The organism is Leptolyngbya sp. FACHB-60 (genome assembly GCF_014695775.1).
In the GTDB taxonomy this organism is placed as follows: domain Bacteria; phylum Cyanobacteriota; class Cyanobacteriia; order Phormidesmidales; family Phormidesmidaceae; genus Nodosilinea.
The window spans coordinates 42575-68205 of record NZ_JACJOX010000023.1; the positions used below are offsets into that span (position 1 = coordinate 42575).

At 52.8% G+C, this 25631-nt stretch carries 27 protein-coding genes and 1 tRNA gene; 15 read left to right on the plus strand and 13 right to left on the minus strand.

The window, feature by feature from the left end; genetic code table 11:
- Positions 1-64: 64 nt before the first annotated feature.
- The 6 genes from H6F57_RS09195 to rpmI form a co-directional block, all read right to left on the minus strand.
- On the minus strand, positions 65-1150 hold the full coding sequence (locus H6F57_RS09195) for a thiamine phosphate synthase (RefSeq protein WP_190625312.1): 1086 nt from the start codon (positions 1148-1150) through the stop codon (positions 65-67).
- 58 nt (positions 1151-1208) lie between these two features.
- Positions 1209-1370, minus strand: coding sequence for a hypothetical protein (locus H6F57_RS09200; RefSeq protein WP_190625313.1), 162 nt, complete (start codon positions 1368-1370; stop codon positions 1209-1211).
- A 162-nt stretch (positions 1371-1532) separates the two neighbouring features.
- Positions 1533-2072, minus strand: a complete 540-nt coding sequence (locus H6F57_RS09205; protein ID WP_190625314.1) for a tetratricopeptide repeat protein — start codon at positions 2070-2072, stop codon at positions 1533-1535.
- 43 nt (positions 2073-2115) lie between these two features.
- A complete protein-coding gene (locus tag H6F57_RS09210; RefSeq protein WP_199289543.1) occupies positions 2116-2832 on the minus strand; it encodes a transporter substrate-binding domain-containing protein in 717 nt (238 codons plus the stop codon).
- A gap of 100 nt (positions 2833-2932) precedes the next feature.
- Complete coding sequence (gene rplT / locus H6F57_RS09215) at positions 2933-3283, minus strand: 50S ribosomal protein L20 (protein ID WP_190625316.1); 351 nt, start codon at positions 3281-3283, stop codon at positions 2933-2935.
- A 62-nt stretch (positions 3284-3345) separates the two neighbouring features.
- Positions 3346-3543, minus strand: a complete 198-nt coding sequence (rpmI, locus tag H6F57_RS09220; RefSeq protein WP_073609358.1) for a 50S ribosomal protein L35 — start codon at positions 3541-3543, stop codon at positions 3346-3348.
- Positions 3544-3751: 208 nt separating this feature from the next.
- On the opposite strand from rpmI, the gene H6F57_RS09225 reads away from it, so the two are divergent.
- Together H6F57_RS09225 and H6F57_RS09230 are read left to right on the plus strand one after the other, a co-directional pair.
- A tRNA-Asn gene (locus tag H6F57_RS09225) sits at positions 3752-3823 on the plus strand.
- A gap of 284 nt (positions 3824-4107) precedes the next feature.
- On the plus strand, positions 4108-4821 hold the full coding sequence (locus H6F57_RS09230; protein WP_190625317.1) for a response regulator transcription factor: 714 nt from the start codon (positions 4108-4110) through the stop codon (positions 4819-4821).
- A gap of 442 nt (positions 4822-5263) precedes the next feature.
- Here H6F57_RS09230 and H6F57_RS09235 read toward each other — a convergent pair whose 3' ends face one another.
- From H6F57_RS09235 to H6F57_RS09245, 3 genes are all read right to left on the minus strand, one after another.
- Entirely contained in the window at positions 5264-5782 is a 519-nt protein-coding gene (locus H6F57_RS09235; RefSeq protein ID WP_190625318.1) for a hypothetical protein, read from the minus strand.
- 183 nt (positions 5783-5965) lie between these two features.
- Positions 5966-6391, minus strand: coding sequence for a hypothetical protein (locus H6F57_RS09240; RefSeq protein WP_190625319.1), 426 nt, complete (start codon positions 6389-6391; stop codon positions 5966-5968).
- A gap of 97 nt (positions 6392-6488) precedes the next feature.
- Positions 6489-7226, minus strand: a complete 738-nt coding sequence (locus H6F57_RS09245; protein WP_190625320.1) for a general stress protein — start codon at positions 7224-7226, stop codon at positions 6489-6491.
- A gap of 496 nt (positions 7227-7722) precedes the next feature.
- On the opposite strand from H6F57_RS09245, the gene H6F57_RS09250 reads away from it, so the two are divergent.
- Positions 7723-7860 carry a hypothetical protein gene (locus H6F57_RS09250; RefSeq protein ID WP_190625321.1) on the plus strand — a complete coding sequence of 46 codons (138 nt, stop codon included), beginning with the start codon at positions 7723-7725 and terminating at the stop codon, positions 7858-7860.
- A 382-nt stretch (positions 7861-8242) separates the two neighbouring features.
- Here the strand turns inward: H6F57_RS09250 and H6F57_RS09255 are convergent, their stop codons facing one another.
- On the minus strand, positions 8243-8461 hold the full coding sequence (locus H6F57_RS09255) for a hypothetical protein (protein WP_190625322.1): 219 nt from the start codon (positions 8459-8461) through the stop codon (positions 8243-8245).
- Positions 8462-8901: 440 nt separating this feature from the next.
- On the opposite strand from H6F57_RS09255, the gene H6F57_RS09260 reads away from it, so the two are divergent.
- The 12 genes from H6F57_RS09260 to H6F57_RS09315 all read left to right on the plus strand — a co-directional run bounded on the left by H6F57_RS09260 (position 8902) and on the right by H6F57_RS09315 (position 23843).
- Entirely contained in the window at positions 8902-9456 is a 555-nt protein-coding gene (locus tag H6F57_RS09260) for a hypothetical protein (RefSeq protein WP_190625323.1), read from the plus strand.
- A gap of 199 nt (positions 9457-9655) precedes the next feature.
- The gene (locus H6F57_RS09265; RefSeq protein ID WP_190625324.1) at positions 9656-10162 is read left to right on the plus strand and encodes a vitamin K epoxide reductase family protein; all 507 of its coding nucleotides are present in this window, start codon (positions 9656-9658) and stop codon (positions 10160-10162) included.
- Between the two features lie 212 nt (positions 10163-10374).
- Entirely contained in the window at positions 10375-12018 is a 1644-nt protein-coding gene (locus H6F57_RS09270; RefSeq protein WP_190625325.1) for an alpha-amylase family glycosyl hydrolase, read from the plus strand.
- Positions 12019-12555: 537 nt separating this feature from the next.
- Positions 12556-13116 carry a DUF2231 domain-containing protein gene (locus tag H6F57_RS09275; protein ID WP_190625326.1) on the plus strand — a complete coding sequence of 187 codons (561 nt, stop codon included), beginning with the start codon at positions 12556-12558 and terminating at the stop codon, positions 13114-13116.
- Between the two features lie 173 nt (positions 13117-13289).
- On the plus strand, positions 13290-14234 hold the full coding sequence (locus tag H6F57_RS09280; protein ID WP_190625327.1) for an SDR family oxidoreductase: 945 nt from the start codon (positions 13290-13292) through the stop codon (positions 14232-14234).
- A gap of 233 nt (positions 14235-14467) precedes the next feature.
- The gene (locus tag H6F57_RS09285; RefSeq protein WP_190625328.1) at positions 14468-15427 is read left to right on the plus strand and encodes an aldo/keto reductase family protein; all 960 of its coding nucleotides are present in this window, start codon (positions 14468-14470) and stop codon (positions 15425-15427) included.
- A 168-nt stretch (positions 15428-15595) separates the two neighbouring features.
- Positions 15596-16069, plus strand: coding sequence for a tryptophan-rich sensory protein (locus tag H6F57_RS09290; RefSeq protein WP_190625329.1), 474 nt, complete (start codon positions 15596-15598; stop codon positions 16067-16069).
- Between the two features lie 14 nt (positions 16070-16083).
- Positions 16084-17742: a beta-carotene ketolase CrtO gene (crtO, locus tag H6F57_RS09295; RefSeq protein ID WP_190625330.1), complete on the plus strand. Its 1659-nt coding sequence runs from the start codon at positions 16084-16086 to the stop codon at positions 17740-17742.
- Between the two features lie 253 nt (positions 17743-17995).
- Positions 17996-18241 carry a hypothetical protein gene (locus H6F57_RS09300; RefSeq protein WP_190625331.1) on the plus strand — a complete coding sequence of 82 codons (246 nt, stop codon included), beginning with the start codon at positions 17996-17998 and terminating at the stop codon, positions 18239-18241.
- 407 nt (positions 18242-18648) lie between these two features.
- Positions 18649-21603, plus strand: coding sequence for a chemotaxis protein CheB (locus H6F57_RS09305; protein WP_190625332.1), 2955 nt, complete (start codon positions 18649-18651; stop codon positions 21601-21603).
- A gap of 429 nt (positions 21604-22032) precedes the next feature.
- Positions 22033-22716: a PAS domain-containing protein gene (locus H6F57_RS09310; protein WP_190625333.1), complete on the plus strand. Its 684-nt coding sequence runs from the start codon at positions 22033-22035 to the stop codon at positions 22714-22716.
- Between the two features lie 5 nt (positions 22717-22721).
- Complete coding sequence (locus H6F57_RS09315) at positions 22722-23843, plus strand: sensor domain-containing diguanylate cyclase (RefSeq protein WP_242024779.1); 1122 nt, start codon at positions 22722-22724, stop codon at positions 23841-23843.
- A 21-nt stretch (positions 23844-23864) separates the two neighbouring features.
- Here the strand turns inward: H6F57_RS09315 and H6F57_RS09320 are convergent, their stop codons facing one another.
- The 3 genes from H6F57_RS09320 to H6F57_RS09330 form a co-directional block, all read right to left on the minus strand.
- Positions 23865-24101 carry a DUF1830 domain-containing protein gene (locus H6F57_RS09320; RefSeq protein WP_190625335.1) on the minus strand — a complete coding sequence of 79 codons (237 nt, stop codon included), beginning with the start codon at positions 24099-24101 and terminating at the stop codon, positions 23865-23867.
- 151 nt (positions 24102-24252) lie between these two features.
- Entirely contained in the window at positions 24253-24747 is a 495-nt protein-coding gene (locus tag H6F57_RS09325; protein WP_190625336.1) for a response regulator, read from the minus strand.
- 313 nt (positions 24748-25060) lie between these two features.
- Positions 25061-25264 carry a hypothetical protein gene (locus H6F57_RS09330; RefSeq protein WP_190625337.1) on the minus strand — a complete coding sequence of 68 codons (204 nt, stop codon included), beginning with the start codon at positions 25262-25264 and terminating at the stop codon, positions 25061-25063.
- Between the last annotated feature and the right edge of the window lie 367 nt (positions 25265-25631).

Consider the following 25631-nt stretch of genomic DNA (forward strand, 5'->3'; position numbering starts at 1 on the left):
CTTAGACCCTATACCTTGCACCTCAACCCCATTATCTAGAACGGCCAATCAGCTTGGTAGCGGGTTAACTGACGGGGGCGGCGACGGTGTGAAAGGTGTGGCGGTGGTTAGTTTGGGCCGCAAAGTATTGGGCAATCAGCGTGGGGTTTTCGGCTTCGATAATGGCTCGTACGATCGCCACGCGTTCAGCTCCAGCTTGCAACACGTCGCTCAAGTTTTCGGTATTGATGCCGCCGATCGCATACCAGGGCACGGTGGCGTGCTCGGCGGCGTAGCGCACGTAGTCGAGGCCAGCGGCGGCTTTGTCGGGCTTTGTTGGGGTGCTATATACGGGGCCAACGCCGATGTAGTCGGCTCCTTCAGCGATCGCGCGCTGCATTTCGTCGGGGTTGGTGGTCGAGCGACCAATAATGCGCTGACTGCCCAACAGCTGGCGGGCCGTGACGACGGGCAAGTCGGTCTGGCCCAGGTGCACGCCATCGGCGTCAACAGCCAGGGCCAGGTCAATGCGATCGTTGACTAAAAACAGCGCGCCGTAGCGGTGGCACAGATCTTTAAGCTGTTGGGCCAAACCGAGCCGCAGGTAGTCGTCGGTGTGTTTGTCGCGGTACTGCACCAGAGCAACGCCGCCTTGCAGGGCGGCTTCGACGATGGGCAGCAGACGATCGCAAGGTGATGTCACTAGGTAAGTCAACCCCTGGCGCAGTCGCTGAAGCCGATGCCCACCAAGAATTTCGCTCTCTAGCGTGTAAACCTGATAGCGCATAGCCTTAGACCCTGCTGCCAGGTCATCACGGTAAAGCTTGCCGTATTCTTCTAACGCCCGCAGAGCCTCTTGCACTCGGCAAAAGTTGGCTTGGAGCACCGCTGTGACGCTAGTGCGCTCGGCCTCCTGGGGGTGGGTGAGGGCAGTGCCGGGGTCGCCGGGGGTATCGCGACACAGGCGTAGCTCAGGGGCGTGCCACTGGGCCAGGGTTTGCCGCAGATGCTTAAGCTGCTCAGTTTGAGCTGAGTTGTTTAACCCAAAACGACACCATTCTTCGATGATGCGCAGCCCTTCGCGGGCGCGATCGAGATTGGCATCGAGAATGCGGTAAACGGCGGTATCAGCATGGGTGGATAGCACTGGCAGCCCGGTCAACTCCGGCATGGAAACACTGGGGGCAAAGAACCTCCACATCCTACCAGGGAAGGGCCGGGCGAAGGCGCTACTTCTGGGGCTGAAAAATATCGTGAATACCTTCCACCGCCGGGTCAGAACGCCAGACGTCGAAAGCCTTCCAGGCCACAAATCCAAAGGTAAGCAGCGCCAAAATAGTTACTAACGCTGAGAAAAGCCGAGTAATCGGAGTACTAGTATCGAGGCGCATAAACCACTCCCTGAAAAACAACGAAGAGCAGAAAGAGGTAGAGTATCGGTGCAATATCCTGCCCTAGCAGGATCCCTATACCTACTTATATACCCTGTAGATTGCATTTTCATAACGCCTGCCTAGAAAAAAGCTCAGCCCAGGGAAGTTTAGCCCCACAACTTAAGGTTTTTCGGCGGGAGAAACGCGCTTTTTGAGCGAGTCGAAGCGGCGGCGAGCGGTGGAATTTTTGGGTTCTAGGGCCAATGCAGTTTCGTACATCTCTAGGGCCTGGGTGGTGAGCTGCTTGCGCTCGTAGCTGTGGCCTAGGTTATTGAGGGCGGTGACATACTCAGGCGAAATCTTGAGCGCTTCTTTGTAGTTGCGAATGGCCAGGTCGTACTGGTCTTGGGCAAAGTAAGAGTAGCCCAAGGCGTTATAGACCACGGCGGCGTTTTCGGCTTCGTCGTTGCCCAGCTGCTTGATAGCCTGCTGGAGGTAGAGGGCGGCCTGGGTATAGAGCTTTTTGTCGAGCAAGAGACTACCCAGCTCGTAATATTCCTGAGCGGTGCCCTTTTCTTTGGTTAACCGTGACTGAAGTCGCCCCAGAGTGCTTTCGATGCGGCGGGTCTTGATTACCTGGCGCACCACAAAAAAGGCGGCAACGCTCAGCAACGCCAGCAGAATACCCAGATAAATAAGGAGCAGGTTGCTGTTTTCCATGCGGTCTTGATCTGCACTTGAGAACTAACCTATCTTGCCATGGCTAGGGCAACCCCCAGAAGGTAGTCCGTTCTTCTAGCCAACCGCTTTGATGCCAATCAATGACGGTCTGATTAATCAAGGTACGTAACTCGGTGTACTGCGTACCTTTGGGCAGCGCGATCGCCAAAGGTTCGGCGGAGAGCAGGCTGGGCACCAAGTAATAGCCGCTATGAGCCTGCTGCCACCCGCTCAGCACTGTTACGTCACCGGCAAAGCCGTCGATTTGGCCCGTGCTGAGGCGATTAAAAGCATCTTGATAGCTGCTTAGAGGAGTGAGAATGGCTAGTGGCAGCAGATAGCGCACTATTGCCACAGTACTTGCTCCCTGAAGCACCCCTAGCCGCTGGCGCTGGAGATCGCTCAGGCTCTGCATCTGGGGATCGCGCACTAGCACGGCAGTTCCATCAAGGTAATAGGGTGGGCTAAAGCTCACTAGCCGCTGGCGACCAGAAGTCAGGGTGAGGCCGGCGATCGCCACATCAGCCCGATCTTCTAGCACCGCTGGAATGCGATCGCCATTGGGTACCACCACAAACTCAACCGCCGCCGGATCCGCAAAAATTGCCGTCGCCAGTCCGTGGGCTAGATCAACCTCTAGTCCTAGCAGGTCGCCCTCGCGATCGCGAAAGCTTAAAGGCTGCCAGCCATCGCGCACTGCCACCACTAGGTGCCCACGGGCGCGAATGGTGTCGAGATCTGCAGCAAAAACTGGGAGCACAGCTAACTGTGCCCCCAGTGCTAAACCAAACCCAAGCCAGTTCCATGCCATGGTGCGGCCGTGTCTATACTACGACTGCCCCTACTGTCTGGGCCAATCCTTAAGATTGGTTGGCAACTTCAACCACCTTGGCAAACCCATCAGGGTCGAGCACAGCCATTTGGGCCAGCATCTTGCGGTTGATATCGATATTAGACTTTTTGAGCTGGCCAATTAGCTGGCTATAGCTCAGACCGTGCATGCGAGAAGCCGCGTTAATGCGGGTAATCCACAGGCGGCGAAAATCGCGTTTCCGGTTGCGGCGATCGCGGTAGGCGTACCGCAACGCCTTCATTACCTGCTGGTTGGCTGTGCGAAATAGCTTAGAGTGCGACCCTCTAAACCCTTTGGCTAGCTTGAGAATTTTGTTGCGGCGCTTGCGTGCTACGTTGCCGCGCTTGACACGTGCCATGACTGTTTAACCCTTGGAACTATTAAAGTTTGATGATCACTAGCAGACTCAAAGCCCTTTACCTAGAGGTAGGGCAGCATTAGCTCCACGTTGGGAGCGTCTTCTTCCGACACTAAGGCAATCTTAGACAGCCGAGAGCGACGTTCAGCATTTTTGTGCTGCAACATGTGATTCTTGAACGCCTTGCGACGCATGATTTTGCCGCTGCCACTGCGACGAAAGCGCTTAGCGGCAGCTTTGCGAGACTTAAGCTTGGGCATGGTTACCACAATTTCGACACAGTCTTTAACTATATCATGAGTGGCCCGCAATAGCGGCATGAAAATCTGGCATGACGTTGAAACATCAGGCCAGCGCCTGAGATGACTGCTGAGCGTTCTAAGCCAGGGTCACTCTAGAAATTTTCACTGGAGGGTTGTCAAGATTGCACACTTATCGTTAATATAAGCTTCGCGGGTTCGCAATTAATCCTCAGTAGCTCAGTGGTAGAGCGGTCGGCTGTTAACCGATTGGTCGTAGGTTCGAATCCTACCTGGGGAGTTTCTCAATTAATAGTTGTATAGGCAGTGATTTGTCTGTGTCAGTGAATCTTCAAAGATCTGGCGGGCAGCAGTTAGAACACGCTAAAATCTAAAGAAAAGCTTAAGCTCAACGAGCTGCGACCCAATTTCCTTAAGGAAAATTAAGGGTTCTGCTTATAATTTATCAAGGAATTGTATTATTCCGACACGGCTCTTTACGTTGTGATGCTAGGCTACTCAAAGCTTTGTGGCTTGCCTCTAGCTGAGTCAGTGTTGTTTTAGGGTTGTCAGGTCTAGTTGGTAATGCCTCGTATTCTTGTCATTGATGATGATGCTGCGATCGCGGAGCTTGTTTCCGTCAATTTGGAAATGGCAGGCTACGACGTCAATCAGGCTGGGGATGGGATCAAGGGCCAGGCCCTAGCCGTGCAGCTGCTGCCAGACCTGATCATGCTCGACCTGATGCTGCCCAAGGTGGATGGGCTGACCGTGTGTCAGCGCCTTCGCCGCGATCGCCGCACCGCCGATATCCCGGTGCTAATGCTCACGGCCCTATCACAGACCCAAGATAAGGTTGATGGCTTTAACGCTGGGGCTGATGACTACCTCACCAAACCCTTTGAGCTAGACGAAATGCTGGCTCGGGTACGCGCCCTGCTACGCCGCACCGATCGCATCCCTCAGGCGGCCAAGCACAGCGAAATTCTTAACTACGGTCCCCTAACCCTGATTCCGGAGCGTTACGAGGCAATTTGGTTTGACGGCACCGTTAAACTGACCCATCTGGAATTTGAGCTACTGCACTGCTTACTTCAGCGCCATGGTCAGACTGTATCCCCTAGCCAGATTTTGCAAGAGGTATGGGGCTACGAGCCCAACGACGACATTGAAACTATTCGCGTGCACGTGCGGCACCTGCGCACCAAGTTAGAACCCGATCCCCGGCATCCTAAGTTTATTAAGACTGTTTATGGCGCTGGCTACTGCCTAGAACTGCCTGCTGTCGTCGTAGAATAGGGCTTGGGATGCGCGGTTCTCCGCCCAGGACTTGTCTACTCTCCAGGCTCTTAATGGGGTGAAAGGCTCCTATATTAAGTGCATGCTTAAAAGCATAGGGTTCCAGCAACCTCCTAATTTTTAGGCTGAATTTAATGATGCCTATCCCAGTTGACTCGTTCTAGTTCTGTGGGTAAACAACACTTACCCCTACAGTGGGCTTTTGACTGGCGTTAAGCTCTAGTTGGCAAATCGACCCCTCAGGCAGGCGGCCCTACTGCGATCTTGGCAATGCTGTTTTGGGGTTTAGGTAAATCTGTCGGTTAAAGCGTTTACTTATACATTGAAATCTTGGTTCATTGCGTTGAGTTTAATACCTAAAAAAATAGCCCATCTGCTTAAGCAGACGGGCTTCCATCGGAGCATTGACCCTAGTGAAGAATTGCCAGAAGCAGAAAGGCTTTTAGCGCTTGCCTAGCCACTTGGCGGCGATCGCACCCACGGCCGCGCCCACCATCGGATTGCTCAAAAACTTGAGAATCGTGGGCTGGTCAGCCAGCACTTCCTGAAAGATATCAGGGTGGTTGTGATAAGCGAAAGCGGCCAGCTTAGTGACGTCGTCTTCATTCATGCGGCTGGCGTGGTGGGTCGATAGCCCCAGTTGCTGCTCTAGATCGCGATCGCTGAGACCACGCCCTTTGAGATGCTTAAACAGGTCGCGAGCCACATCATCCCGCTCTTGGGGCTTGATCTGAGTAATCGCCTTGCGCAGCTCAGGCTCCATTTCGCTGGTGGGGATGCGATCGGGGTGAAACCCGCGCCCAAACAGCTCGCGGCGCTCATTGCGAGACGAACGATTGGCGAAGTCGTCAAAGTTAGCATACTCTTTCTCAGGTTGGGTGGCCTTGGCGTCAATGCCTTCGACATTACCACCAGCCAGGTCGTTCATGATCTGACGTTTATAATCTTTGCTGCTAGACATTGCGTAACTCTCCAAAATTTTGTTTTTCTTGCTTTAAGTTGATTGATCCCTACAGCTTTTTAGACCTGAAGGAAGCTATTGCTTTCAAAGCACCCTATCCTCAAGAAAATTAAGAGCGTCGTAGGGGTGGTGTTTTCGAGACTGGTGCCTCAAACTAGTCGAACCCTTATGGGGTGTTGTGACCTATTGATACTCAACTTGCCGAGTCGTATCGTCGTATTTAGCGGTCAAAATTAGCTCTTTGTCAGGTGCGTAGACCAAGACGCTCAAATCGCGGTTAGGGAACTTTTTATGGAACCCTTGCACAAGCGATTGGGCCAAAGTTTTAACCTCTCGGGGCTGTACGTCAGGCGAGATTACAACGCCTAGCTTGTTGTTGTCACGCACAAATGCATCACTAACCAACCCTTTTGCGGTCTGCATGACCCATCGCCCATAGCTTTCGCCGCTAGCAGTGTCACCCCGTTCGAGCTGGCTGTAGGCAGTACTGGGCGACAGTCTAGGGGCAGTACTGGTTTGAGTAGCGCTACCACAGGCACTCGTGGTCAGCAAAATGACTCCCAAACACAGGGCAATGACCCCAAGACGAATAGATTTCAAAAAATTCACGGTTTTTTCCTCAATAACTACAGCGCGTTTAACAGCATTAGCCGCGAGTGCGGCCGCCCGGCACACGCCCCCGGCCTTGCTGCTAAGTTCCAACGTTTTAGGGCTCCAACGGGTTAGAAGCGCGGGGCAATCCAGTGGGCCGCGGGATCTCTCTTCCTCGATGAGAATCATCGTAGGGATAAGCCTCATCCATCGAATGATCGACTCGGTTGTAGGTATTATCTCGCCCGGAGGCAACATCAGCAGTCCCGTTGAATGTGGCGTTAGGAGAACCACTTCGGACGTAGGTTGCATCGGCTGGAGTTTCGTAAACTTCCCAGTCTTCAATTCCTGCCGCCTTGAGGGTGCGTTCCGCACGAGCAATTTCAGGCTCAGTATCCTTGAGCATGACGAGGTATTCGCCTTGGGCCACGCGATCGCGGTAGTGCTTAGCCCGGTGCTCAGGAATGCCTAAACCAATTAGTGCACCCGCTAAACCCCCAGCCGCTGCCCCAGCCGCCCCACCTATCAGCGTAGATGCCAGTGCGGCAGCTTCTCCCGCCAGGATGGCAGGGCCAATGCCAGGAATCACCAAGGTGCCAAGACCCACGAGTAGACCAGTGACTCCCCCTAACACGCCACCTGTTACCGCGCCGACAGTACCAGCCTTATTAGCCTTGGTGCCAGCCTCATCTGTTACTTCAACCCCTGCGATCGCGCTTTGCCGCTCGGAGTCTTTGGCAATTACCGACACATGGCTCATGGCAAAGCCCGAGTCGCTGAGGGATTGTAGAGCTGATGCTACCTGAGGGCGATTGGAAAAAATACCTACCGCTCGTCTGTGTTGTGAAGCCATATTGCGCTTCCTCCTTGTTGTGCAAAGCCAGCAGCTATTGCAAAGCTGGCGATCGCTGCGTTGGTTGATCAATAGCTTAAAGGTTGCGATCGGTTAGCCTCATCGCTCATTAGAGGGATCAAAAATTATAGAAAGGAGGAGATCATATAGGTGAGATGTCGTTCATGGGTATTGCCTTCGAAAGCTTGGTCAAGTTGGCGATCGCAGGTAGTCTGCACCTTCTCAGTTGCTCAGATTAACCGAGCAATGCTTCCTAGAGGCTCGAGCAACGCCTCAACGCTTTGTGGTCAACTAACTTACGGCCTAAGGGATGCAGAGTCTAGCCACCTGACAAAAGCAAATAAGACTGACTATTTGGGCCATCCTGCCGTTTTGATAAGGCGTTAAGCCCTGTGATAGAACATTGCTTAACGTAAATCACTCATTGAGTAGAGGGTAGTGCTTAGGGCTGCCGCTAAGCTGTATCTGGAATGATTTGATTACTGAGGTTAATCCTATGACTGATAAGCAGCATAAGTCTTACGCCGAGAAGAACGAAGAGCGCATCACAGAATTTGTTGACAAAATCATCGAAAAAGGAGAAGAAAAGCAGGAAGAAAAGAAGAAGGAAGCTGAGTCTGAAGTCGCTGAGTAATTGGCAATGGTGTAGTCGACAACAACAACTACAAGTAAGCGCTGCTGAATAAATCTGATTCAGCAGCGCTATCTGTATTGACATCTATGCTGGATACTATGGCAGCAGCGATCGCCCCCACGCGGAAAGTTTAGGTAGGAAAAGGCTGTAAGTTGCCTTTAAAAATGATGTAATGCTCCCAATGAAAAAGCCTGGAACCCCTGGGTCACTTTGGTCTTTTGATTGTCATTAGCTCAGGCTCACTTCAGCCTTTCCCATGTAAAATTGCTATAAATTGTAAAATTTGGCATGAAAAAAAGCGCGGCTTGAAAAACTAGCCGTGCTTTTTATTGAAAACTACCTAGATTAAATCTAGGTAGTTTTTGGCAAGCCGTTAGTAGGGTTAATTTGATGATTTCACCAGTGCCTTCAACTGCAAATAAGCTTGCTCCGGGGTGAGCGGCTCGTGGTGCTCGTCGGGAATATAAAATTGGCGGCTGTCGGCAAAGTGGCGTACGACAAAGCTATGGATCAACCCCTGCTGTAAAGCCTGGTGGCCAATTTCCTCTGCAGCATCTGCCAAACTTTGCTCATCGTGAAAGGAGGGTTGATTAGTAAGCATGGTTATTCCTAGGTAAAACGTAGGAGATTTAAGATTAAATGTTCCGAGAAGGCTGAGTTCCGAGAAGGCTGACGTTGCGATCGTAGTTGCTCTCCACAGCAAGGCAATCTGTAAAGGGTAATACCTCTAATGTAAGCACCGGAGCTAATCTTGGCCTCTGACAGGTGGGGCAGATGGCCGTGACTGCGGCTCTTCCTTTAGTTAGAAAAAAGAGATTTTACCGTCTTAGAAGGGGCTGAAATTAACGTTTAAGGGGCTTAGTTGGGGAGTTAAGGTAACTAGTTAGACAACAGTAGTTGAGCGATCGCCAAAGGTTTTAAAAACCACTCTATAAACCAAAAAATACTGTATCTGTAGGCTGATGAGGATCGCTAGCAAAAGGCAAAGGATGGAGCTAAGCAGACACATAACGTGATGCACCTGGTTGGTTAGGAGACTCAATGGCAGCACAACTTACCCATAGAGGCATCGGTTTTTTCGATCAGGAGGACCAGGCAGAGCAAGCGGTTAAGGCCCTAGAATCGACTGGCTTTGCCATGCATCAGGTGTCAATTTTAGCCAAGCAGCTAAAAAAAGATGTGGTAGCAGGAGGGGCAACCACGGGTCACCGGATCAAAGGTCAAGATATCAATGCCTCCCAGCGCTGGTCAGAGGACGCTTTGACGGGTGCTCTCTGGGGCGGGTTGCTGGGTGGGTTGAGCAGCCTGGCGATACCAGGCGCGGGGACTGTGATTGCTGTCGGTGCCCTTGGAACGGCTTTTCTAACTGTTATGGCCGGACAAGGGGTAGGGGCTGTTGCAACCATGAACTTAAAAGAGGGATTGAAGTCTTTAGGCCTTCCTGAAGATCAGATTGGAACTGCTTGCGATCGCCTCCTTAACGAAGATTTCATGGTGGTAATAGATGGCACCCAGGACCAAATCAACCAGGTCGAGCCACTCCTGACAAAACACAATATCCAAGTCTGGGGCGTCTATCCTAAGCCTCAAACTTAAGCTGAAAAGTTGCTTTGAGGAATCAAGCTGCCTTCTCTAAACTTTGATATCACCCCAAATTTTCTCATCTTGGAAATATCAAAGCTTTGAGTTTTGAATCTAGGTTTTGAACCAAAAACTCAAGACTGAGCACTTAAAAGTCAAAACTTTCTCCTTCCACTCGAACCCTAAACTTTAGATCCTAAACCCTAATAAACCCATGAACCCAACACAATTGAGCAATGAACTCCGCAACGGCAGCAGCCCCGATCTAGAGAGACGCCGTCAGATCATCGGCTTGTCCATGCTGGGGGCGGCAATTGGAGAAGTCATCACCCTATACCAAACCGGGGTAGTTAAAGAGCTCCCCAGCCTACCCGGCTCGTTTTTTGATGCCAACAAGGTCGATGCTTCCGAATACGCCTATAGCCGGTTCAACAGCCCCGACGGACCCTTAATGACGATCAACTACGGCATTACCGCTTGGCTAGCCTCAATGGGTGGCGAAAACCGAGGGCGAGAGCAACCGCTGATTCCCGTGGCGATGGGGGCTAAGCTTTTGTTTGACGCCTTGCTGACTACGGAACTAGCGCGGGAAGAATGGGCAGAGAATGAGGCCCTGTGTGAATATTGCCAAGTAGCGACGCTGGCAACGTTTGCGTCACTTGCGATCGCAATCCCAGAAATAACCACCGCCGTTCAAACCCTAATGGGCAAGACTGATTAACTCAATCTGTTGAATGGCCTCATCATGCCGTGCCATACTAACCAACAGTGTGAGCACGGCTCCAGCCTAACACCGTATCTACGGTAGTTGGTACCAGTTCCCTATTCTAATCTCAGGAAAATTGAGAGACTAATTAATTTTTGCCCAGAGACAGGTAAAAAACAGAAGCCTTAGGATCACACTAAGATATATTAAGAAAAAAAGGTGTGGTTATGGCCTCTGTCGAGTTTAAGCTGTTCGCTCCCTATAACAAGGGCGCAGTTTTGACTGGTTCCTTCACCGATGGGAAAGACATCCCTATGGAGAAAGGAGAAGACGGCTATTTTCGTGCTCGAGTCGACCTAGACGATGGTCACTACGACTACAAGTTTCAGGTTCAATCTAAAAGCTTTTTTTTAGAACCCGATCAGTGGATTGAGGTTATTGACCCGAGAGCTAGGCATGTAGATGAAAGCCATCAAACTGCTATTTTGCATATTAAAGATGGCGAGCCTATAGTCGACGATTATGTTTGGTGTCACGACGACAAAGCGCTACCACAAAATGAAGAGCTGATTATCTACGAAATTTTAGTTAGCGACTTTTCTGGCGGCGAAGATGATCCCAATCCGCGTGGACGGATAAAACACATCACCGAAAAGCTCGACTACCTCTGTGAATTAGGGATCAATGCCATTGAGCTAATGCCAATTCAAGAATTCCCTGGTGAACAAGGCTGGGGTTACAATACCCACCATTATTTTGCCGTAGAGTCGGCCTACGGCACCAGCAAAGACTTCAAACATTTGGTAGATGAGTGCCATGCCCGGGGCATTCGAGTCATTTTAGATATTATTCTCAACCATTCGGGTTCTGAGGCTCCGCTGACAAAAATTGACTACAGCTATTGGTATCGAAGCGAACCCAAAGATCCTGAGCAAAATTGGGGACCAGAGTTTGACTACGATCATTACGACGAACATCTGAACCTATGCCCCGCTCAGGAATTCGTCAAAGATGTCCTGCACTTCTGGATTACGGAGTACCACATCGACGGCTTTCGATTCGACGCCGTCAGCCAGATGGGCCACTTTGAGTTCCTGGGGCAGCTAACCGATCAAACCAGCAAGCAGGCTCAGCCCAAACCGTTTTATAACATTGGAGAACTCATTCCCGAGTCTCCTGATGCCACCAATTTTGAAGGCCCTCTCGATGCTTGCTGGCGCGATGGTTTTTTGCATCAGCTATTGCCCCTGTTGTGGGGAGATGAGACCGACATAGAAACTGTCAAAGAACTAATTGATGCCAAGCGATCGGGTTATTTGGGGGCGGTTAACGCTATTAACTACCTCAGCAACCACGACCACGATCGCTTAATGGTGCAGTTGGCCAATCACGAAATCTTTGACGAAACTGCCTTTAAGCGAGCAAAACTGGGGGCCGTTTTGGTGATAACCGCTATGGGCGTGCCCCTAATCTGGATGGGAGAAGAGTTTGGGGCTTACAACACTAAAACTTTAGAACCAGCCAAAATTGATTGGTCACTTTTGAAGAACGATCGCAACCATGAGTTGATGCAGCACTATCGAAGTCTGATCAACCTGCGTAAAGGCAACCACGCCCTGCGCACCGAAAATGTAGAGTTTTTCTACGAGGATCCAGACTCCAAAGTGTTAGCCTATGTTCGCTGGAATGACGAGGGATCGCGTGTTGTTGTCGTCGTCAATTTTTCAGATCAATATTTAGCCGACTACGAAGTTCAAAACTTCCCTCAAGGTAGCACCTGGCACGAATGGATCAGTAATTACGATGTTGAAGTCCACAACGGCGTTTGGGTAACAGACTTACCCGAATACGAAGCAAAGGTACTGGTTTAAGATCCCGTTCACAAAAAAACTGTTGTAGCCGGAGGGGTCAGCTGAATTCCCTCGACCCTTTTGGAAATAATGCTGCTGCTAATTCTTCCCTGAGGAATAGACAGATCCTTCTTAAGGAAGACGAAACAGTCTGAGCCAGTGATTAGACTCCTGATAGCCCAGGGTTTCTCCTTTCGGCTATTCGACAGCTTCAACATTTTGTGCTAGATGCCCTAGTCAGACCTCGCTCGGAATGAAAATAGCTATAGCTGGCAGTCTCCGACTAAGAAATTGCTCCCACCCGCAAAATTCTGGAGGCTAAGCACTGCGCTTGTGTAGGGGCGGATCCGGACGAATGGGATGTCCTGGATCAGCCGCGGCAGCGTATTGCCGTAATGCTGGAAAACGTAGTCCCTGAATTCGATCAATCCGCAGGTTGTCCGTTTTTCCTATGAAAAGCGAAATGGCTAACGCGCTAGCAGTTCTGAGTGTTGTCGACGTGTGGGTTTGCTAGCTCGCTGAGTTGTCGACGATGTAGATTTTTACCTAAGAGGCAGTATGGAAACACAAGAAACTCAACCAGATCAGCAGCGTGGTGCTGTTCCCTATCCAAATATTCCACCACTGATTGATAGCCGTGCTACCGAATATCATGGCACCGGCATTACCAGCACCGTAGCTATTTTGGGCCACCCCATTCATCCGATTATTGTAATTTTTCCGATCGCATTTCTCAGCGGCGTGGCCGGTACTGACTTGGGCTATTGGCTAACCAAAGGTGAATTTTGGGCCCAGGGATCGCTTTGGCTGTTGGGGGTAGGGCTGCTGTCTGGGGTCGCCGCTGCTGTAATTGGGATGTTTGACTTCGTCCGCATTCCCAGGGCGCGCAAACGTCAGGCCGGCTGGTTGCACATGGGGCTAAACGTGGCGGTGCTGGTATTGAGCATTGGCAACTTTGCGCTGCGGTTGGGCAACGCAGAGACGGCTATCTTACCCACCGGATTAATTTTGTCTTGGATAGTGGCGGTGTTGCTGCTGGCCAGCGGTTGGTTTGGCGGCGAGCTAATGTTTCGCCACAAGGTGGGGATTGTAGGGCCGGGTGAGACCCACGTGCCCTAGCAAAGTCGTCAAAGCGATTCGAAAAATCGTTTTGATCCCGAGCTTGGTCTGACTGCCCCACTTGGGTGGGACAGTCGCCGTTTGCTCCGTAGCATTGCCTCTTGTGGCACTGAAGTGGTTGACTTCGTGATTTAGTCTAAGGCCCGAATTTAAGGAATTTATAGAGATTTTGCATGGAGCTTAAACCACTTAACCAGCAGGTTGTCGTTGTAGTAGGGGCCTCTAGCGGTATTGGTCGCGACGCTGCTTTGAAGTTGACCCAGCGGGGCGCTAAAGTTGTCGTGGCAGCACGCAACGAGAGCGGATTAGCGTCGTTGGTAGAAGAAATTCGGCGGTTGGGCGGAGAGGCGATCGCCGTTACCGCCGATGTCGCCCAATTTGATCAGGTTAGCGCGATCGCAGATGCCGCGATCGCGAGTTTTGGCCGCATCGATACTTGGGTGCACTGCGCCGCCGCTGGCATCCTCGCGCCCTTCGAGACCATGACCATTGAAGAGTTTCGCCGGGTGATTGACGTTACCCTGATGGGCCAAGTCTATGGGGCCAAGGTAGCCCTGCCCCACCTCAAACAAGCGAGACAAGGTTCACTGATTGCTATTTCGTCCATGGAGGGGCGGCGAGGACTGCCGTTGCAGAGTGCCTACTCAACGGCTAAACACGGGTTAGAGGGCTTTCTCGAATCGCTGCGGGTAGAGCTAGAGCACGAGGGGTATGGCATCAATGTCACCAGCATTAAGCCAGCGGTGATCAACACTCCCTTCTATAACCACATGCGCACCAAAGTCGGCGTTAAGCCCACAGGCATTCCGCCCTACTATGACCCGAGCCTGGTTACGGATGCCATTCTCTATGCCGCTGAGAACCCAATCCGCGATTACATTGTCGGAGATGTGGGTCGCCTGCTCGACTGGGGCCAGCGGTTGTCGCCGGGGCTGATGGACGTTGCCCTCAACTATGTTGGCTTTGGCGGTCAGCGCACCGATGATCTTAAAACTCCCCAGGCTCCAGACGGTCTGTTTGAGCCGATGCCGGGCTATGAGCAGGTGAAGGGAGACTTTGACAAACTCACCGTGCCCAGCCTGTCGGATTGGCTGCACAAACTCATGTTTGGGCACTGACCTCGGCAACGGCCTAATCGACGGCAGAATGCCCGGCAGGATGACGCTGGGGGATGGATAGGCTGCTCGGCATAACCTATCACCTTTTGTCAGACCAAGTTGGGGATTCTGCCAGTTGCTGCCTAGCCTGGTTAGCCCAGGGATGTTGTTGGGTTTAAGCATCAACTAGCCTAGTCAGTTCGAGCCCAGGGTTCTAGATATTGTCTCAACTCGATTGATGCAGGAGATTTAAGATGAAATATCGGCAGCTAGGGGATAGCGACCTCACCGTTTCAGAAATTGCCCTGGGGTCGTGGTTAACCTACGGCGGTGGGGTAGAGCGGCAGCAGGCGGAAGCCTGCGTGCACAAAGCCTTTGATGTCGGTATCAATTTTATTGACACAGCCAACGTCTACGGACGTGGAGCCGCAGAGTCGTTTTTGGGAGAGGTATTGCGAGGGCGCGATCGCAGCTCCTACGTGCTGGCCACCAAGGTCTTCTTCCCCATGTCGCAGAGCGATCAGGGGCTGTCGGCGGCGCAGATTTATAAACAAATCGACGCCTCTTTGCAGCGCCTGGGCACTGACTATGTTGATCTCTACCAGTGCCATCGCTACGACCCCAACACGCCCCTAGAGGAAACCATGGCCGCCCTGACCGCTGTGGTGCAGCAGGGCAAAGCCCGCTACATCGGCTTTAGCGAATGGAGCTCCACCCAGATTCAGGCGGCGCTGGACCTACCTAACGTAGAAAAGTTTGTCTCTAGCCAGCCCCAATACTCCATGCTGTGGCGGCAGCCCGAGGCCGAGGTGTTTCCTCTCTGTGCCGACCACGGCATTGGGCAGATTGTCTGGTCGCCCCTGGCTCAGGGTGTGCTCACCGGTAAGTACAAGCCGGGGGCGACGCCGCCCGCCGACTCCCGCGCGGCCAACGACAAAATGAATAAGTTTATGAACGAGCTGAGGAGCGATCGCGTGCTCAGTGCCGTGCAAAACCTCCAGCCCATTGCCCAACAGCTCAACCTCTCCATGGCCCAGCTGGCCCTTGCCTGGATTCTGCGCGATCGGCGGGTGACATCGGCCATTATTGGAGCCAGTCGTCCCGAACAGGTGGCCGACAATGCCGCCGCCTCTGGGGTTGAGCTCAGTTCTGAAGTATTGCAGGAGATCGACCAGGTACTAGCTCCGGCCCTGCCGCAGCCAGCAAGGAAGTGAAGCGTTCAGTTAACTACGATTTCTCTCAGTTTCCTTACCCATGGAAAATTGCGAATTCCTACTGAAGACTGACGGCGGCAGCAAAAGAAACTGGAACAATTTATCGATATACGAGGCTTGATTTAGTCTCCAAAAAAAGTTTCATGCAGGTTGAAACCTGGCCCTAAGATGCACGACAGCTGGATGATAATTGGGGGAATAACCTTCCTGGTTGCCCTAGGTAGCAGTTTTATTAGACCCCGAGACGTTTTTTGGGGGATGCGCCTCGATCGCCCCAGGTGGCTTTTCTTTGAACCCGCCATCCCGCTGATTTGGACGGTGGTTTTTGCCTGTGGAGCGTTCTCAGCTTGCCTTGTTTGGCAGGATGATCCTGGCAGTTCTAAAACCTGGCTGTTGATGGGTTTCTATCTCTTAGTAGAAGTCATTACCGTTGCCTATATTCCTGCCACCCTGTGGTTTAGAAGTCTGAAGGTTGGCACCGTGTTGGGTGGGCTAGGGGTGGTTTTAGGCGTTCTACTCATGCTTAGGGTTTTTCCCATTTCTGAGCTTGCTGCCCTGCTCCTCCTTCCCTATGTGCTCTGGAGCCCAGTTGGCACCTACACCACCGGCCAGATGATAGACCTCAATCCCAGCGCTGGCTAGTTGAGTAGCACGCTATGCAAACCTACGACGTAATTCTAATCGGGGCTGGTCACAACGCCTTGATCTGTGCAGCCTATCTGCTGAAAGCGGGCTACTCGGTTTTACTGCTAGAAAAAAATTCGATCCCCGGCGGGGCTGCCACCACCGAAGAGATCATGCCAGATCAGGCACCAGGGTTTCACTTCAACCTCTGTGCGATCGACCATGCTTTCATCCATCTCGGGCCCGTCGTGCAGGAACTAGAGCTGCATAAGTATGGTCTGGAGTACCTCTTTTGCGATCCGCTGGTGTTTTGTCCCCATCCCAATGGCAAATATTTCTTTGCCCACAAATCGGTAGAGAAAACCTGTGAAGAAATTGCCTATTTTAGCCCCCAAGATGCCCAGCGATATAGGGAGTATATCGACTTTTGGCAGCGTCTAATTTCAGCGATTGTGCCCATCTTTAACGCACCGCCTAAATCCTTGATCGACATTCTTGCCAACTACAGTCTGACCAATGTCAAAGACCTTGTTTCACTGCTGGGTTCCGATCGCAAAACTCTGGATTTGTTTCGCACTCTGTTTACCAGTGCCGAAGATGCCATTCAAGAGCACTTCGACGCCGAATTTCTCAGAGCCCCGTTGGCCCGCCTGGCCTCGGAGCTAAGCGTGCCCCCCTCCCAAAAGACCAGCGCCATCGGAGGCATGATGATGGCCATGCGCCACCATCCCGGTGTGGCTCGCCCCAAAGGTGGTACTGGAGCCTTGACCGCTGCTCTGGTGCGGCTAGTGACCAGCCTGGGCGGTCAAATTTGGACTGAAAAACCCGTCACCAAAATCTTGATCGACCAAGGCAAAGCGGTGGGTGTGCGGGTGGCAAACGGCGAGGAGTATCGCGCTCAAAAAGGAGTGATTTCTAGCCTAGATGCCAAGCGGGTGTTTCTTCAACTGGTTGATGCCGCCGATATCGATAGGGCCGATGGAATATTGCGCGATCGCCTTCAGCGGCGGGTCACCAGCCACAACGACGCCATTATGAAAATCGATTGTGCCCTGTCTGAGCTGCCCCGCTTTGAGTATCACCAGCACCGCGATGACTACTGGACTGGGGCTGTTTTGATCGCCGACTCGATCGATCACGTGGAGCTAGCCCACAGCGATCCCCACATTGGCCGCATCCCCGACGAAAATCCCTCGATGTATGCGGTGATTCCCTCCCTGCTTGACCCCTCTCTGGCTCCGCCCGGCCAGCACACCCTCTGGATTGAGTTTTTTGCGCCCTACGCCATCGAAGGGGCAGCAGGCACTGGCCTCATGGGCACTGGCTGGACCGAAGACCGCAAACAGCAGGTGGCCGATCGCGTACTGGACAAGCTGGCCACCTACGCCCCCAACCTCAAGTCGTCCATGATTGCCCGCCGGGTCGAAAGCCCCGCCGAAATCAGCGATCGCCTTGGCGTCGAAAAAGGCAACTATTACCACTTCGATATGACGCTAGATTTGATGATGCCCTTTCGCCCTCTGCCAGAGATTGCTAACTACCAGACCCCTATTGAGCAGCTCTTTTTAACCGGGGCAGGTACCCATCCTGGAGGTTCAATTTCAGGCATGCCGGGCCGCAACTGCGCCCGCCAGTTTCTACAGCAGCAAAACCCCCTAGGCATTCTTGGTCAATGGCTCTCTGGGTCGTGATGCTAGCTCGCCTTAACAATGGCGTCCTTAGGGCTCTACCCGATGCAGAAAAGCCTCCTGAGTCAAAACCTCAGGAGGCTTTTCTGCAAGAATTGTTGCTGTAACCTATCACCCCCATGGACGGCGTTACCAGCCGCCTGACCGCCAACCACGTCCAGCATTCCTGGAAAATTTGGGGAGGTCAATGACAGACACACGTTATAAAAATTGATGTAGTTGGGCATGCTAAAGCAACCGTTTGTCAACTACCGAAATGTTTATCCAACGCGAAAAAAATGTCATGTTGTGGGGCACCACCCTAGCGATCTCGGTCGGTATCCTCTTGGGCGGTGGCGCAGCGCGTGCTAAAACCCAGGCCTGTACCCAATCGCAGACAATGCCTGGGCACTGCCTCAGCGAATCTCCCAAAATGCAGGTGGCACAGGGCATGCTCGGCGGCGCTTTTGCCAGCGGTGGCGCGCTCCTAATGATTGAGCTGGGCAAGATTGGCAAACGTTAAACGGTCAGCACCTCTATAGTTACAGACCCCATGGCCGTTTGGTACCAGGTGAGCTTGCGACAGAGCCGCGCCTAATGCGGTTGCCGTTAGCTGTCACCAGGCCACGCCAAGGGTATAGCTATCGGAGCTGCGGAACCTTTGCAGCGCAAGGCGTTCCCAAAAGATTGCTAGATGCCGCCTTAACCACCTGGGTTAGGGCGGCATCTAGCAATCTAACGCGAGCAGCAGCCAGGGGCATTCAGTTCGAAAGGGTTAGAGGTGGCCTGCTATTAAAGGGGCAGAATGAAGCTGTGGCCGAGGGCAGTGGCTACGCAGACAAAGTCGTGGGAGATATCGGGGTTGAGCCGTCATACTGATTGAATCTAGACCGGCTCAGCGCAATTATTAGACCGTGGCTCACCCCAGGTATGGCTCTCCCAAAACCTTCCCCTGCCGATGAGGCTCCACCGGCCTCTGCCCAACCCGAGGAAATGTTTCCAGTGGTGGCAATTGGGGCATCGGCGGGGGGGCTAGAAGCGTTTACTCAACTGATCAGCCATTTACCCACCACTACGGGCATGGCCTTTGTGCTGGTGCAGCATTTAGACCCCAGCCAGCCCAGCCTGCTGAGCGAGATTATGGGCCGCACCACCGAGATGCCGGTGCTGGAGGTGGTCGATGGGGTGGCGATCGCCCCCAACCATGTCTACGTCATCCCCCCAAACCAGGCGATGACCATTGTGGCGGGTGAGCTACGGCTGCAACCCCGACCGCGGTCGGGCAGCCACATTATCGACACTTTCTTTAACGCCCTGGCTCAAGAGCGGGGCACCAAAGCCATTGGCGTGGTGCTTTCAGGGGCCAATGCCGACGGCACCCTAGGGTTAGAGGCGATCAAGGCGGCGGGGGGCATCACCTTTTCGCAGTCGGAGGCGTCAGCAAAATTTAGCAGCATGCCCCACATGGCGATCGCCACTGGGCAGGTCGATTTTATTCAAACGCCAGAAGACATTGCCCAGACCCTGGCCAACCTCAGCGCCCACCCCTACATCACCAGCCCCAGCCCAGCAGAACCGGTGGCCGTGCCTCAGGATGAGGCCTCGAGCGATACTGGGCTGTCCACCGTTCTCACCTTGCTGAAGCGGGCCACCAAAATTGACTTTGCCCAGTACAAACCCACCACTGTCAAGCGGCGCATCTTTCGCCGCATGGCTCTACATCATCTGGAGAACCTAGAGAGCTACGGCCAGTACCTCCAGGCTCACCCCGAGGAGATGACGGCCCTACACCAGGAAATTTTGATTGGGGTAACCAGCTTCTTTCGCGATGGGGACGTATTTACGGCCTTGGAGCAGACAGTGTTTCCGGCGCTGCTGAGGGAGAGCACCCCTGACCTGCCCCTGCGCATTTGGGTGGCGGGCTGCTCGACGGGCCAAGAAGCCTACTCGATCGCCATTTGTCTGCTGGAATACATGAGTCGCCACAGCACCAGCCAGCCAATTCAAATTTTTGCTACCGATGTCAGCGAGCTAGCTATTGAGATAGCCCGCTTTGGCTGGTACTCGACCGGCCATGTGACCGACGTGTCGCCCGAGCGGTTGCAGCGGTTTTTTGTGCCTACCGACGGTGGTTACCAAGTCAACAAAGTGGTGCGAGAACTGTGCATTTTTGCCTGCCAAAATCTAAGCGCCGACCCGCCCTTCTCACGCCTCGATCTAATTAGCTGCCGCAATGTGCTGATTTATTTTGGGGCGGCGTTGCAGAACAAAGTGCTGCCCATGTTTCACTATGGCCTCAAGCCCGACGGCTTTTTGCTGCTGGGGTCATCGGAGACGGCGGGGGAGTTTAGCTACCTGTTTTCGCTGGTGGATAGCCGCTACAAGCTTTACGCTAAGCAGTCGTCGTCGCTGCCTTTGAGCTTTGACTTTGACCCCACCACCTACACCCCCAGCTCTCTGCCCCCTCGGCCCGACCCGCCCCGAGTGCGCATTCCAGATATCGACCTCTATGGCCTGGCCGACCAGACGGTGCTCAACCGCTACGGCCCGGCGGGGGTGTTGGTGAATGATCGGCTAGATATTTTGCAGTTTCGGGGGCAGACGGGGACTTATCTGGAGCCTGCCCCCGGTCGCGCCAGCCTCAACCTGCTCACCATGGCTAAGGAGGGGCTGCGGCTCGACCTGCGTACGGCTTTCTACCAGGCGAGGCAAACTAGCCAGGCGGTGCAGCGGCGATCGCTGCTGATCGAAGCAGGCGATCGCCCCGTGCAAATTGAGGTTGTGCCCCTCAGCCCCCAGCCTGCTGACAAAGCCTACTACCTGGTGTTTTTTACCGATTTAGTGCCAGATGGCACCGCTGCCGAGGTCGATATCCCTGCCGCCGACCTAGAGAGCCAGTATCGGCAAGAAAACCTCGCGCTCCAGCAAGATCTCGACACCACGCGATCGCACCTGCAATCGATCATCCAAGAGCAGGAGGCCACCAACCAAGATCTGCGGGCCGCCAATGAAGAAATTCTTTCCAGCAACGAAGAGCTGCAAAGCACCAACGAAGAGCTGCAAACTGCCAAGGAAGAAATTCAGGCCACCAACGAAGAACTCAGCACTATCAACGACGAGCTCTACCGCCGCAACACCGAAACCACCCGCATCAGCGACGACTTTCAAAACCTGCTCAGCAGCATCCACATTCCCATTTTGATGTTGGAGGACGACCTCAGAATTCGCCGCTTTACCCCCACCGCCGCGACCCTGTTTAACCTGATCCCCGGCGATGTGGGTCGCCCCTTGGGCAACATCAACCATCGCCTGGCAGTAGACGACCTTGAGGCCCACATCTTGGCGGTGATCAACACCCTAGAGCAGAGCAGCCAGGAGGTGCAAGATCAGGAGGGCCGCTGGTACGACCTGCGCATTCGCCCCTACCGCACCCTCGACAACCGCATCGACGGGGCGGTGGTGGTGCTGGTGGATATCGACAGTCTCAAACGCAGCGACGACAAGCTGCGCCAGGCCCGCGACTACGCCGACGCCATTGTGCAGACCGTGCGCGAGGCCCTGGTGGTGCTCACCCATGACCTGCGGGTGGTGACGGCAAATCGGCAGTTTTATCAGACCTTTCAGGTCAGCCCCGGCGACACCGAGGGGCAGTTGATCTTTGAGCTGGGCAACGGCCAGTGGAATATTCCTCAGCTGCGATCGCTGCTCCACGACCTGCTACCCCAAAACTTGCAGGTCGACGACTTTGAAGTGGTGCACAACTTTGAGATCATTGGCCCCCAGACCATGCGGCTCAACGCCCGCAAGATGACCCAGGTCAACGGTGACGATTTAGTTTTACTAGCCATTGAAACTGTGCTCGCTCGCACTGCCAACGGCGGATAAAGGGTGCCCGCAGAAAATGGTTTAATTTAACCGATGGAATGTATAGTGAAGCGCTGATTAAGGCTTAAATGACAGCAAAAATTAACCTGCCTATACGCCAGCAGCACCATGGTCAAGCAGAGTAGGTTTCGCCCAAAAGGACAGTATTTCTTTAGAGTAAATTAGGCCAAGTTAAGCCTAAAAATAGAGTTTTCTGAATAAAACCACAGGCTTTGAGCTGACATAGTATTGAGGAAACTTGTTATAAATGCCTGAGCTTACCCTTATTAGCAAAGGCAGGCTCAATCGACCAGTGGCTATATCTAGCGGAAAATGTTGATATAATAAAAGATTAGAAAACAAGCGCTTTTTAAGCTTAAATTAAACCCTTGAGGAAGGTGCCGCTAGCTGCTTTTTTGGATGATCGACCATCCTTATGGAAGCTGACTCATGAGTATCTCTCATCAAATCGAGGCAGTCTACCAACGCGCCCTTCGGCTGCGCGAGCAGGCCACCACCAACCCTATCGACCCCGCCTTGCTAGAGCTGGCCCTCAAAGATCTCTACCTCGTGCTCGAAGAGCTACAGGCAGTAGATGCAGAGCTGCACCAGCAAAACCAGATGCTCAGCGACACTCGCTACCAAGTTGACCTTGAGCACCAGCGCTACCGCACCCTGTTTGAGCTGGCCCCCGATGGTTATTTAGTCACCGATGCCACGGGCAAAATTTATCACGCTAACCGGGCGGCAGAAATATTGTTTGCCCTGCCCCAGGCCGGATTGGTGGGCAAACCCCTGGTGGTACTGATCGAGCAGGGCGACTGGTCAGAGTTTCAGCGGCGACTGGCTCGGCCCAACCCTGCCGAGCCATGGGAAGTCAGCCTCAAATCGCGGCAGGGGGAGCCAGTTACGGCGGCGATCGCCACCAACTTCCTCAAAGCCAGCCGTCGAGAAACCACAACCATTCTTTGGTCGCTGCGAGATATTTCTCAGCAGCGCCGCATAGAGCAGCAGCTCCAGGCGGCCCACGCCGATCTTGAAGGTCTAGTCGCCGCTCGCACCGCCGAACTCATGCAGGCCAATGCCCAACTGTGCCAAGACCTCAGCGACTGCCGTCAGGGGAGGCCGCAGTGAATATCATGTTTAAGCGCATCGACGCGGTACAGCAGCGAGCACTGTTGCTGCACCAGCACGCCAGCACGTCACCCATTCAGCCCGAGCTGATGGCCCTAGCCCTAGACGACCTCAGCCTGGTGCTCGAAGAGTTGCGCACTGCCCACGAAGAGCTAATTTCGCAAAATCAGACCCTGGCCGACTACCGTCAGCAGCTCGAGATTGAGCGTCAGCGCTACCAAGACTTGTTTAACCTCGCCCCGGATGGCTACCTGGTGAGCGACGCCAAGGGCATCATTCAGGCGGGCAATGTGGCGATGGCTGTCTTGCTGCACCTGCCCCAAGAGTCGCTAGTGGGCAAACCCATGGTGCTGTTTCTCCCCATCAAGCACCGCCGCGCCCTCTACACCATGCTGGCCCAGATCAATGGCACAACCCCACTGCCCATCAAAACCTGGGAAACCCAGATTGTGCCCCGAGAGGGTGCGGCCATCGATGTCGCCATGACCGTTTCTGCTAGCCGGGAGGGTGGCGAAGCCCACCTGCGCTGGCTAGTGCGCGACATCACCGAAAAAAAGCAGGCCGAGGCCAAAATTCACCACCAAGCCTTTTACGACCGGCTCACTGAGCTACCCAACCGCGCCTTTCTTGACACTTACCTGCCCAAGGTGCTGGCCCAGGCCAAGCGCCAACAGACCAAGGTGGCGGTGGCCTTTTTAGACCTCGACAAATTTAAAGATATTAATGACAGCCTAGGCCACGAGGTCGGCGACCAAATGCTGCACCAGGTGGCTCAGCGCCTGACCCACTGTCTGCGCAGCGAAGACCTACTGGTGCGCTGGGGCGGCGATGAGTTTATTTTGGTGCTCTCTCGGCTGACTGAGGCAGATGCGGTAGGGCGCACCTGCGATCGCATTTTAGAGAGCCTGCAACCCACCTTCGCCATTAATGACCATCAGCTGCACATAGGCACCAGCGTCGGCATCGCGCTCTTTCCGCAGGATGGCACCGACCCCACTACCCTGCTGCGTCACGCCGACCATGCCCTCTATCAGGCCAAAAACCAGGGCCGCAATACCTACCGTTTCTACCAGCCGGGGTTGACCATCGAATGCTTTGGCGATGGCGAACAAATTCAAGAAAGCTAGTAATCGCTACAGTTGGTTAATCTATCCTTCATTCACCCGCAACAATTTACACTCAGAGCGAGTTATTCGAGTTTCATCTGGAAAAGGCGCATGAACTTCTAGGTAAGAATTCAAAAACGCCTCGAATAAAACCCCTTCTTTGGGAAGGACGATGCGCTCAAAATGGTATTTCGGATCACTCACCATCCGAACAATTTGCGTGTCTGCTGTGTCGTTGATGTAGTAGCAAAGAATAGGCGCAGGGGCTTTATCTAGCAATGGGTTTGGCGACTTAGAATTTAAAAGAAATACGCCTCTCTTTAGGAAGAAGATTTTTGGAGTTTTTTCGGTCTTCTCTTTTCTTTTGCTTATTTTAGGAGACTGGGGGTATAGTTTGCTTCACTCTCTCCAAGGAAAAATTGTTCTGTGACTACACATTGACAGCACAGAGCTTTGCCCCATCTCTGTGCCTCATGACCCAATCTCGAATATTAGCTTTTTCAGTTGACTTGGCTAAGTCAACTAAATTCCAAACTTCATCAACCAACTTACAAACATCAATAGGCTTGAGCAGATAGTCTTCAACTACTGGAAAAAATTTTTGGGCAAACTTCGTTAAGCAATAGGAAGAAATCACAAGAATTGGGATAGTCTGCTTTCGGTCTAAGGCCACGTTTTCTATTCTCTGAAGCAGCGGTAGTATATTTTCACCAAAAAAACTAACTTCACAGATCAAAATGTCGGGAACCAAATCTTCTAAAAGAGCTATGGCAGCGGCTATAGATTCACCAGCTGTTACCTGTGCGCCGCAGGTTTCAAACAACACTTCGTAGAGATATCGGCTGTCAGCATCATTATCAACGACAAGTATCTGAACATCCTTGAGTAGGTCAGGATTAGAAAGGGTTTGGCTTGTATCAGACACACTATTGCCCTCTGTAATAAATCACCAAAGTGCAAAAATTACCGAAAAGTGCTGGTTGGCCTAGGCCATAAACGCTACGGTATCTCCTAGCAAAGGCATCGCTTGATAGCAATGGCTACAGCGCCAATACACCTGGTTTGATCTCGCATGGCGAAGCAATACATTTGAGCAGCAGAGGCACAGGTGTCTAACCCCCACAGACCGCTTTTGAGCGATCGCGCTGGGGCAGCCGTAGACTTTCTTTGGGTTAGAAACCAACTGAGAAAAGGTAGTCATTATTAAATTATCCGTTTCACAAACAGGCTGCAACAGCCTACAAAAACGCCTGAATCAGGCCGTCAAAATAGGTGCCAACCTCGCTGCCACCTTCGGGTGAGAGGGCGGTGGCTACGGTTTTCATAGCGCGAATACTTTTAGCTATCCCCTTTAAGGGCATCTTGATCTGATCTACCTCCCCCAGAGTGAGGTAGCGGCACTCGGCGTCGGCATTGACAATTAATGTTTTAACAATGCTCACTTAATCACCTTTTTAATCTGCTTAACCTCGGGCGGCTGAGTCTTGCAACAGCTCAATATGGACGTGTCTAATAGTTAAGGAACGAGACTAACGCAGAAGGGTGGAGAAGATTGCTCAACCTCTCTCATAATTTTGATAGACAGAGGTTGTATTTCGCGTCTGAATTGATTAAGACAAGGAAATAAGCAAAAAACTTCCGTAAGCCTAGATTGCTTGAGGTATAAGTTTGTGGTTAGCAGGCATAAAGCTGTAGCAATTCGAACAAACTTGCGCCATAGCAGGTGAAGTCTGGGTTAGAGTAGCCCAAAATACTGAAGTGCAAGCCTAGCGGGCATTCTTCCCCATTTTTCGCTTTTCTATTCTCATC

Bases quoted from the DNA above. Each gene is read 5' to 3' on its own strand.
- H6F57_RS09195 (WP_190625312.1), bottom strand. From the start codon at position 1,150: ATGCCGGAGTTGACCGGGCTGCCAGTGCTATCCACCCATGCTGATACC.
- H6F57_RS09200 (WP_190625313.1), bottom strand. From the start codon at position 1,370: ATGCGCCTCGATACTAGTACTCCGATTACTCGGCTTTTCTCAGCGTTA.
- H6F57_RS09205 (WP_190625314.1), bottom strand. From the start codon at position 2,072: ATGGAAAACAGCAACCTGCTCCTTATTTATCTGGGTATTCTGCTGGCG.
- rplT (WP_190625316.1), bottom strand. From the start codon at position 3,283: ATGGCACGTGTCAAGCGCGGCAACGTAGCACGCAAGCGCCGCAACAAA.
- rpmI (WP_073609358.1), bottom strand. From the start codon at position 3,543: ATGCCCAAGCTTAAGTCTCGCAAAGCTGCCGCTAAGCGCTTTCGTCGC.
- H6F57_RS09230 (WP_190625317.1), top strand. From the start codon at position 4,108: ATGCCTCGTATTCTTGTCATTGATGATGATGCTGCGATCGCGGAGCTT.
- H6F57_RS09235 (WP_190625318.1), bottom strand. From the start codon at position 5,782: ATGTCTAGCAGCAAAGATTATAAACGTCAGATCATGAACGACCTGGCT.
- H6F57_RS09245 (WP_190625320.1), bottom strand. From the start codon at position 7,226: ATGGCTTCACAACACAGACGAGCGGTAGGTATTTTTTCCAATCGCCCT.
- H6F57_RS09250 (WP_190625321.1), top strand. From the start codon at position 7,723: ATGACTGATAAGCAGCATAAGTCTTACGCCGAGAAGAACGAAGAGCGC.
- H6F57_RS09255 (WP_190625322.1), bottom strand. From the start codon at position 8,461: ATGCTTACTAATCAACCCTCCTTTCACGATGAGCAAAGTTTGGCAGAT.
- H6F57_RS09260 (WP_190625323.1), top strand. From the start codon at position 8,902: ATGGCAGCACAACTTACCCATAGAGGCATCGGTTTTTTCGATCAGGAG.
- H6F57_RS09265 (WP_190625324.1), top strand. From the start codon at position 9,656: ATGAACCCAACACAATTGAGCAATGAACTCCGCAACGGCAGCAGCCCC.
- H6F57_RS09270 (WP_190625325.1), top strand. From the start codon at position 10,375: ATGGCCTCTGTCGAGTTTAAGCTGTTCGCTCCCTATAACAAGGGCGCA.
- H6F57_RS09275 (WP_190625326.1), top strand. From the start codon at position 12,556: ATGGAAACACAAGAAACTCAACCAGATCAGCAGCGTGGTGCTGTTCCC.
- H6F57_RS09280 (WP_190625327.1), top strand. From the start codon at position 13,290: ATGGAGCTTAAACCACTTAACCAGCAGGTTGTCGTTGTAGTAGGGGCC.
- H6F57_RS09285 (WP_190625328.1), top strand. From the start codon at position 14,468: ATGAAATATCGGCAGCTAGGGGATAGCGACCTCACCGTTTCAGAAATT.
- H6F57_RS09290 (WP_190625329.1), top strand. From the start codon at position 15,596: ATGCACGACAGCTGGATGATAATTGGGGGAATAACCTTCCTGGTTGCC.
- crtO (WP_190625330.1), top strand. From the start codon at position 16,084: ATGCAAACCTACGACGTAATTCTAATCGGGGCTGGTCACAACGCCTTG.
- H6F57_RS09300 (WP_190625331.1), top strand. From the start codon at position 17,996: ATGTTTATCCAACGCGAAAAAAATGTCATGTTGTGGGGCACCACCCTA.
- H6F57_RS09305 (WP_190625332.1), top strand. From the start codon at position 18,649: ATGGCTCTCCCAAAACCTTCCCCTGCCGATGAGGCTCCACCGGCCTCT.
- H6F57_RS09310 (WP_190625333.1), top strand. From the start codon at position 22,033: ATGAGTATCTCTCATCAAATCGAGGCAGTCTACCAACGCGCCCTTCGG.
- H6F57_RS09315 (WP_242024779.1), top strand. From the start codon at position 22,722: ATGTTTAAGCGCATCGACGCGGTACAGCAGCGAGCACTGTTGCTGCAC.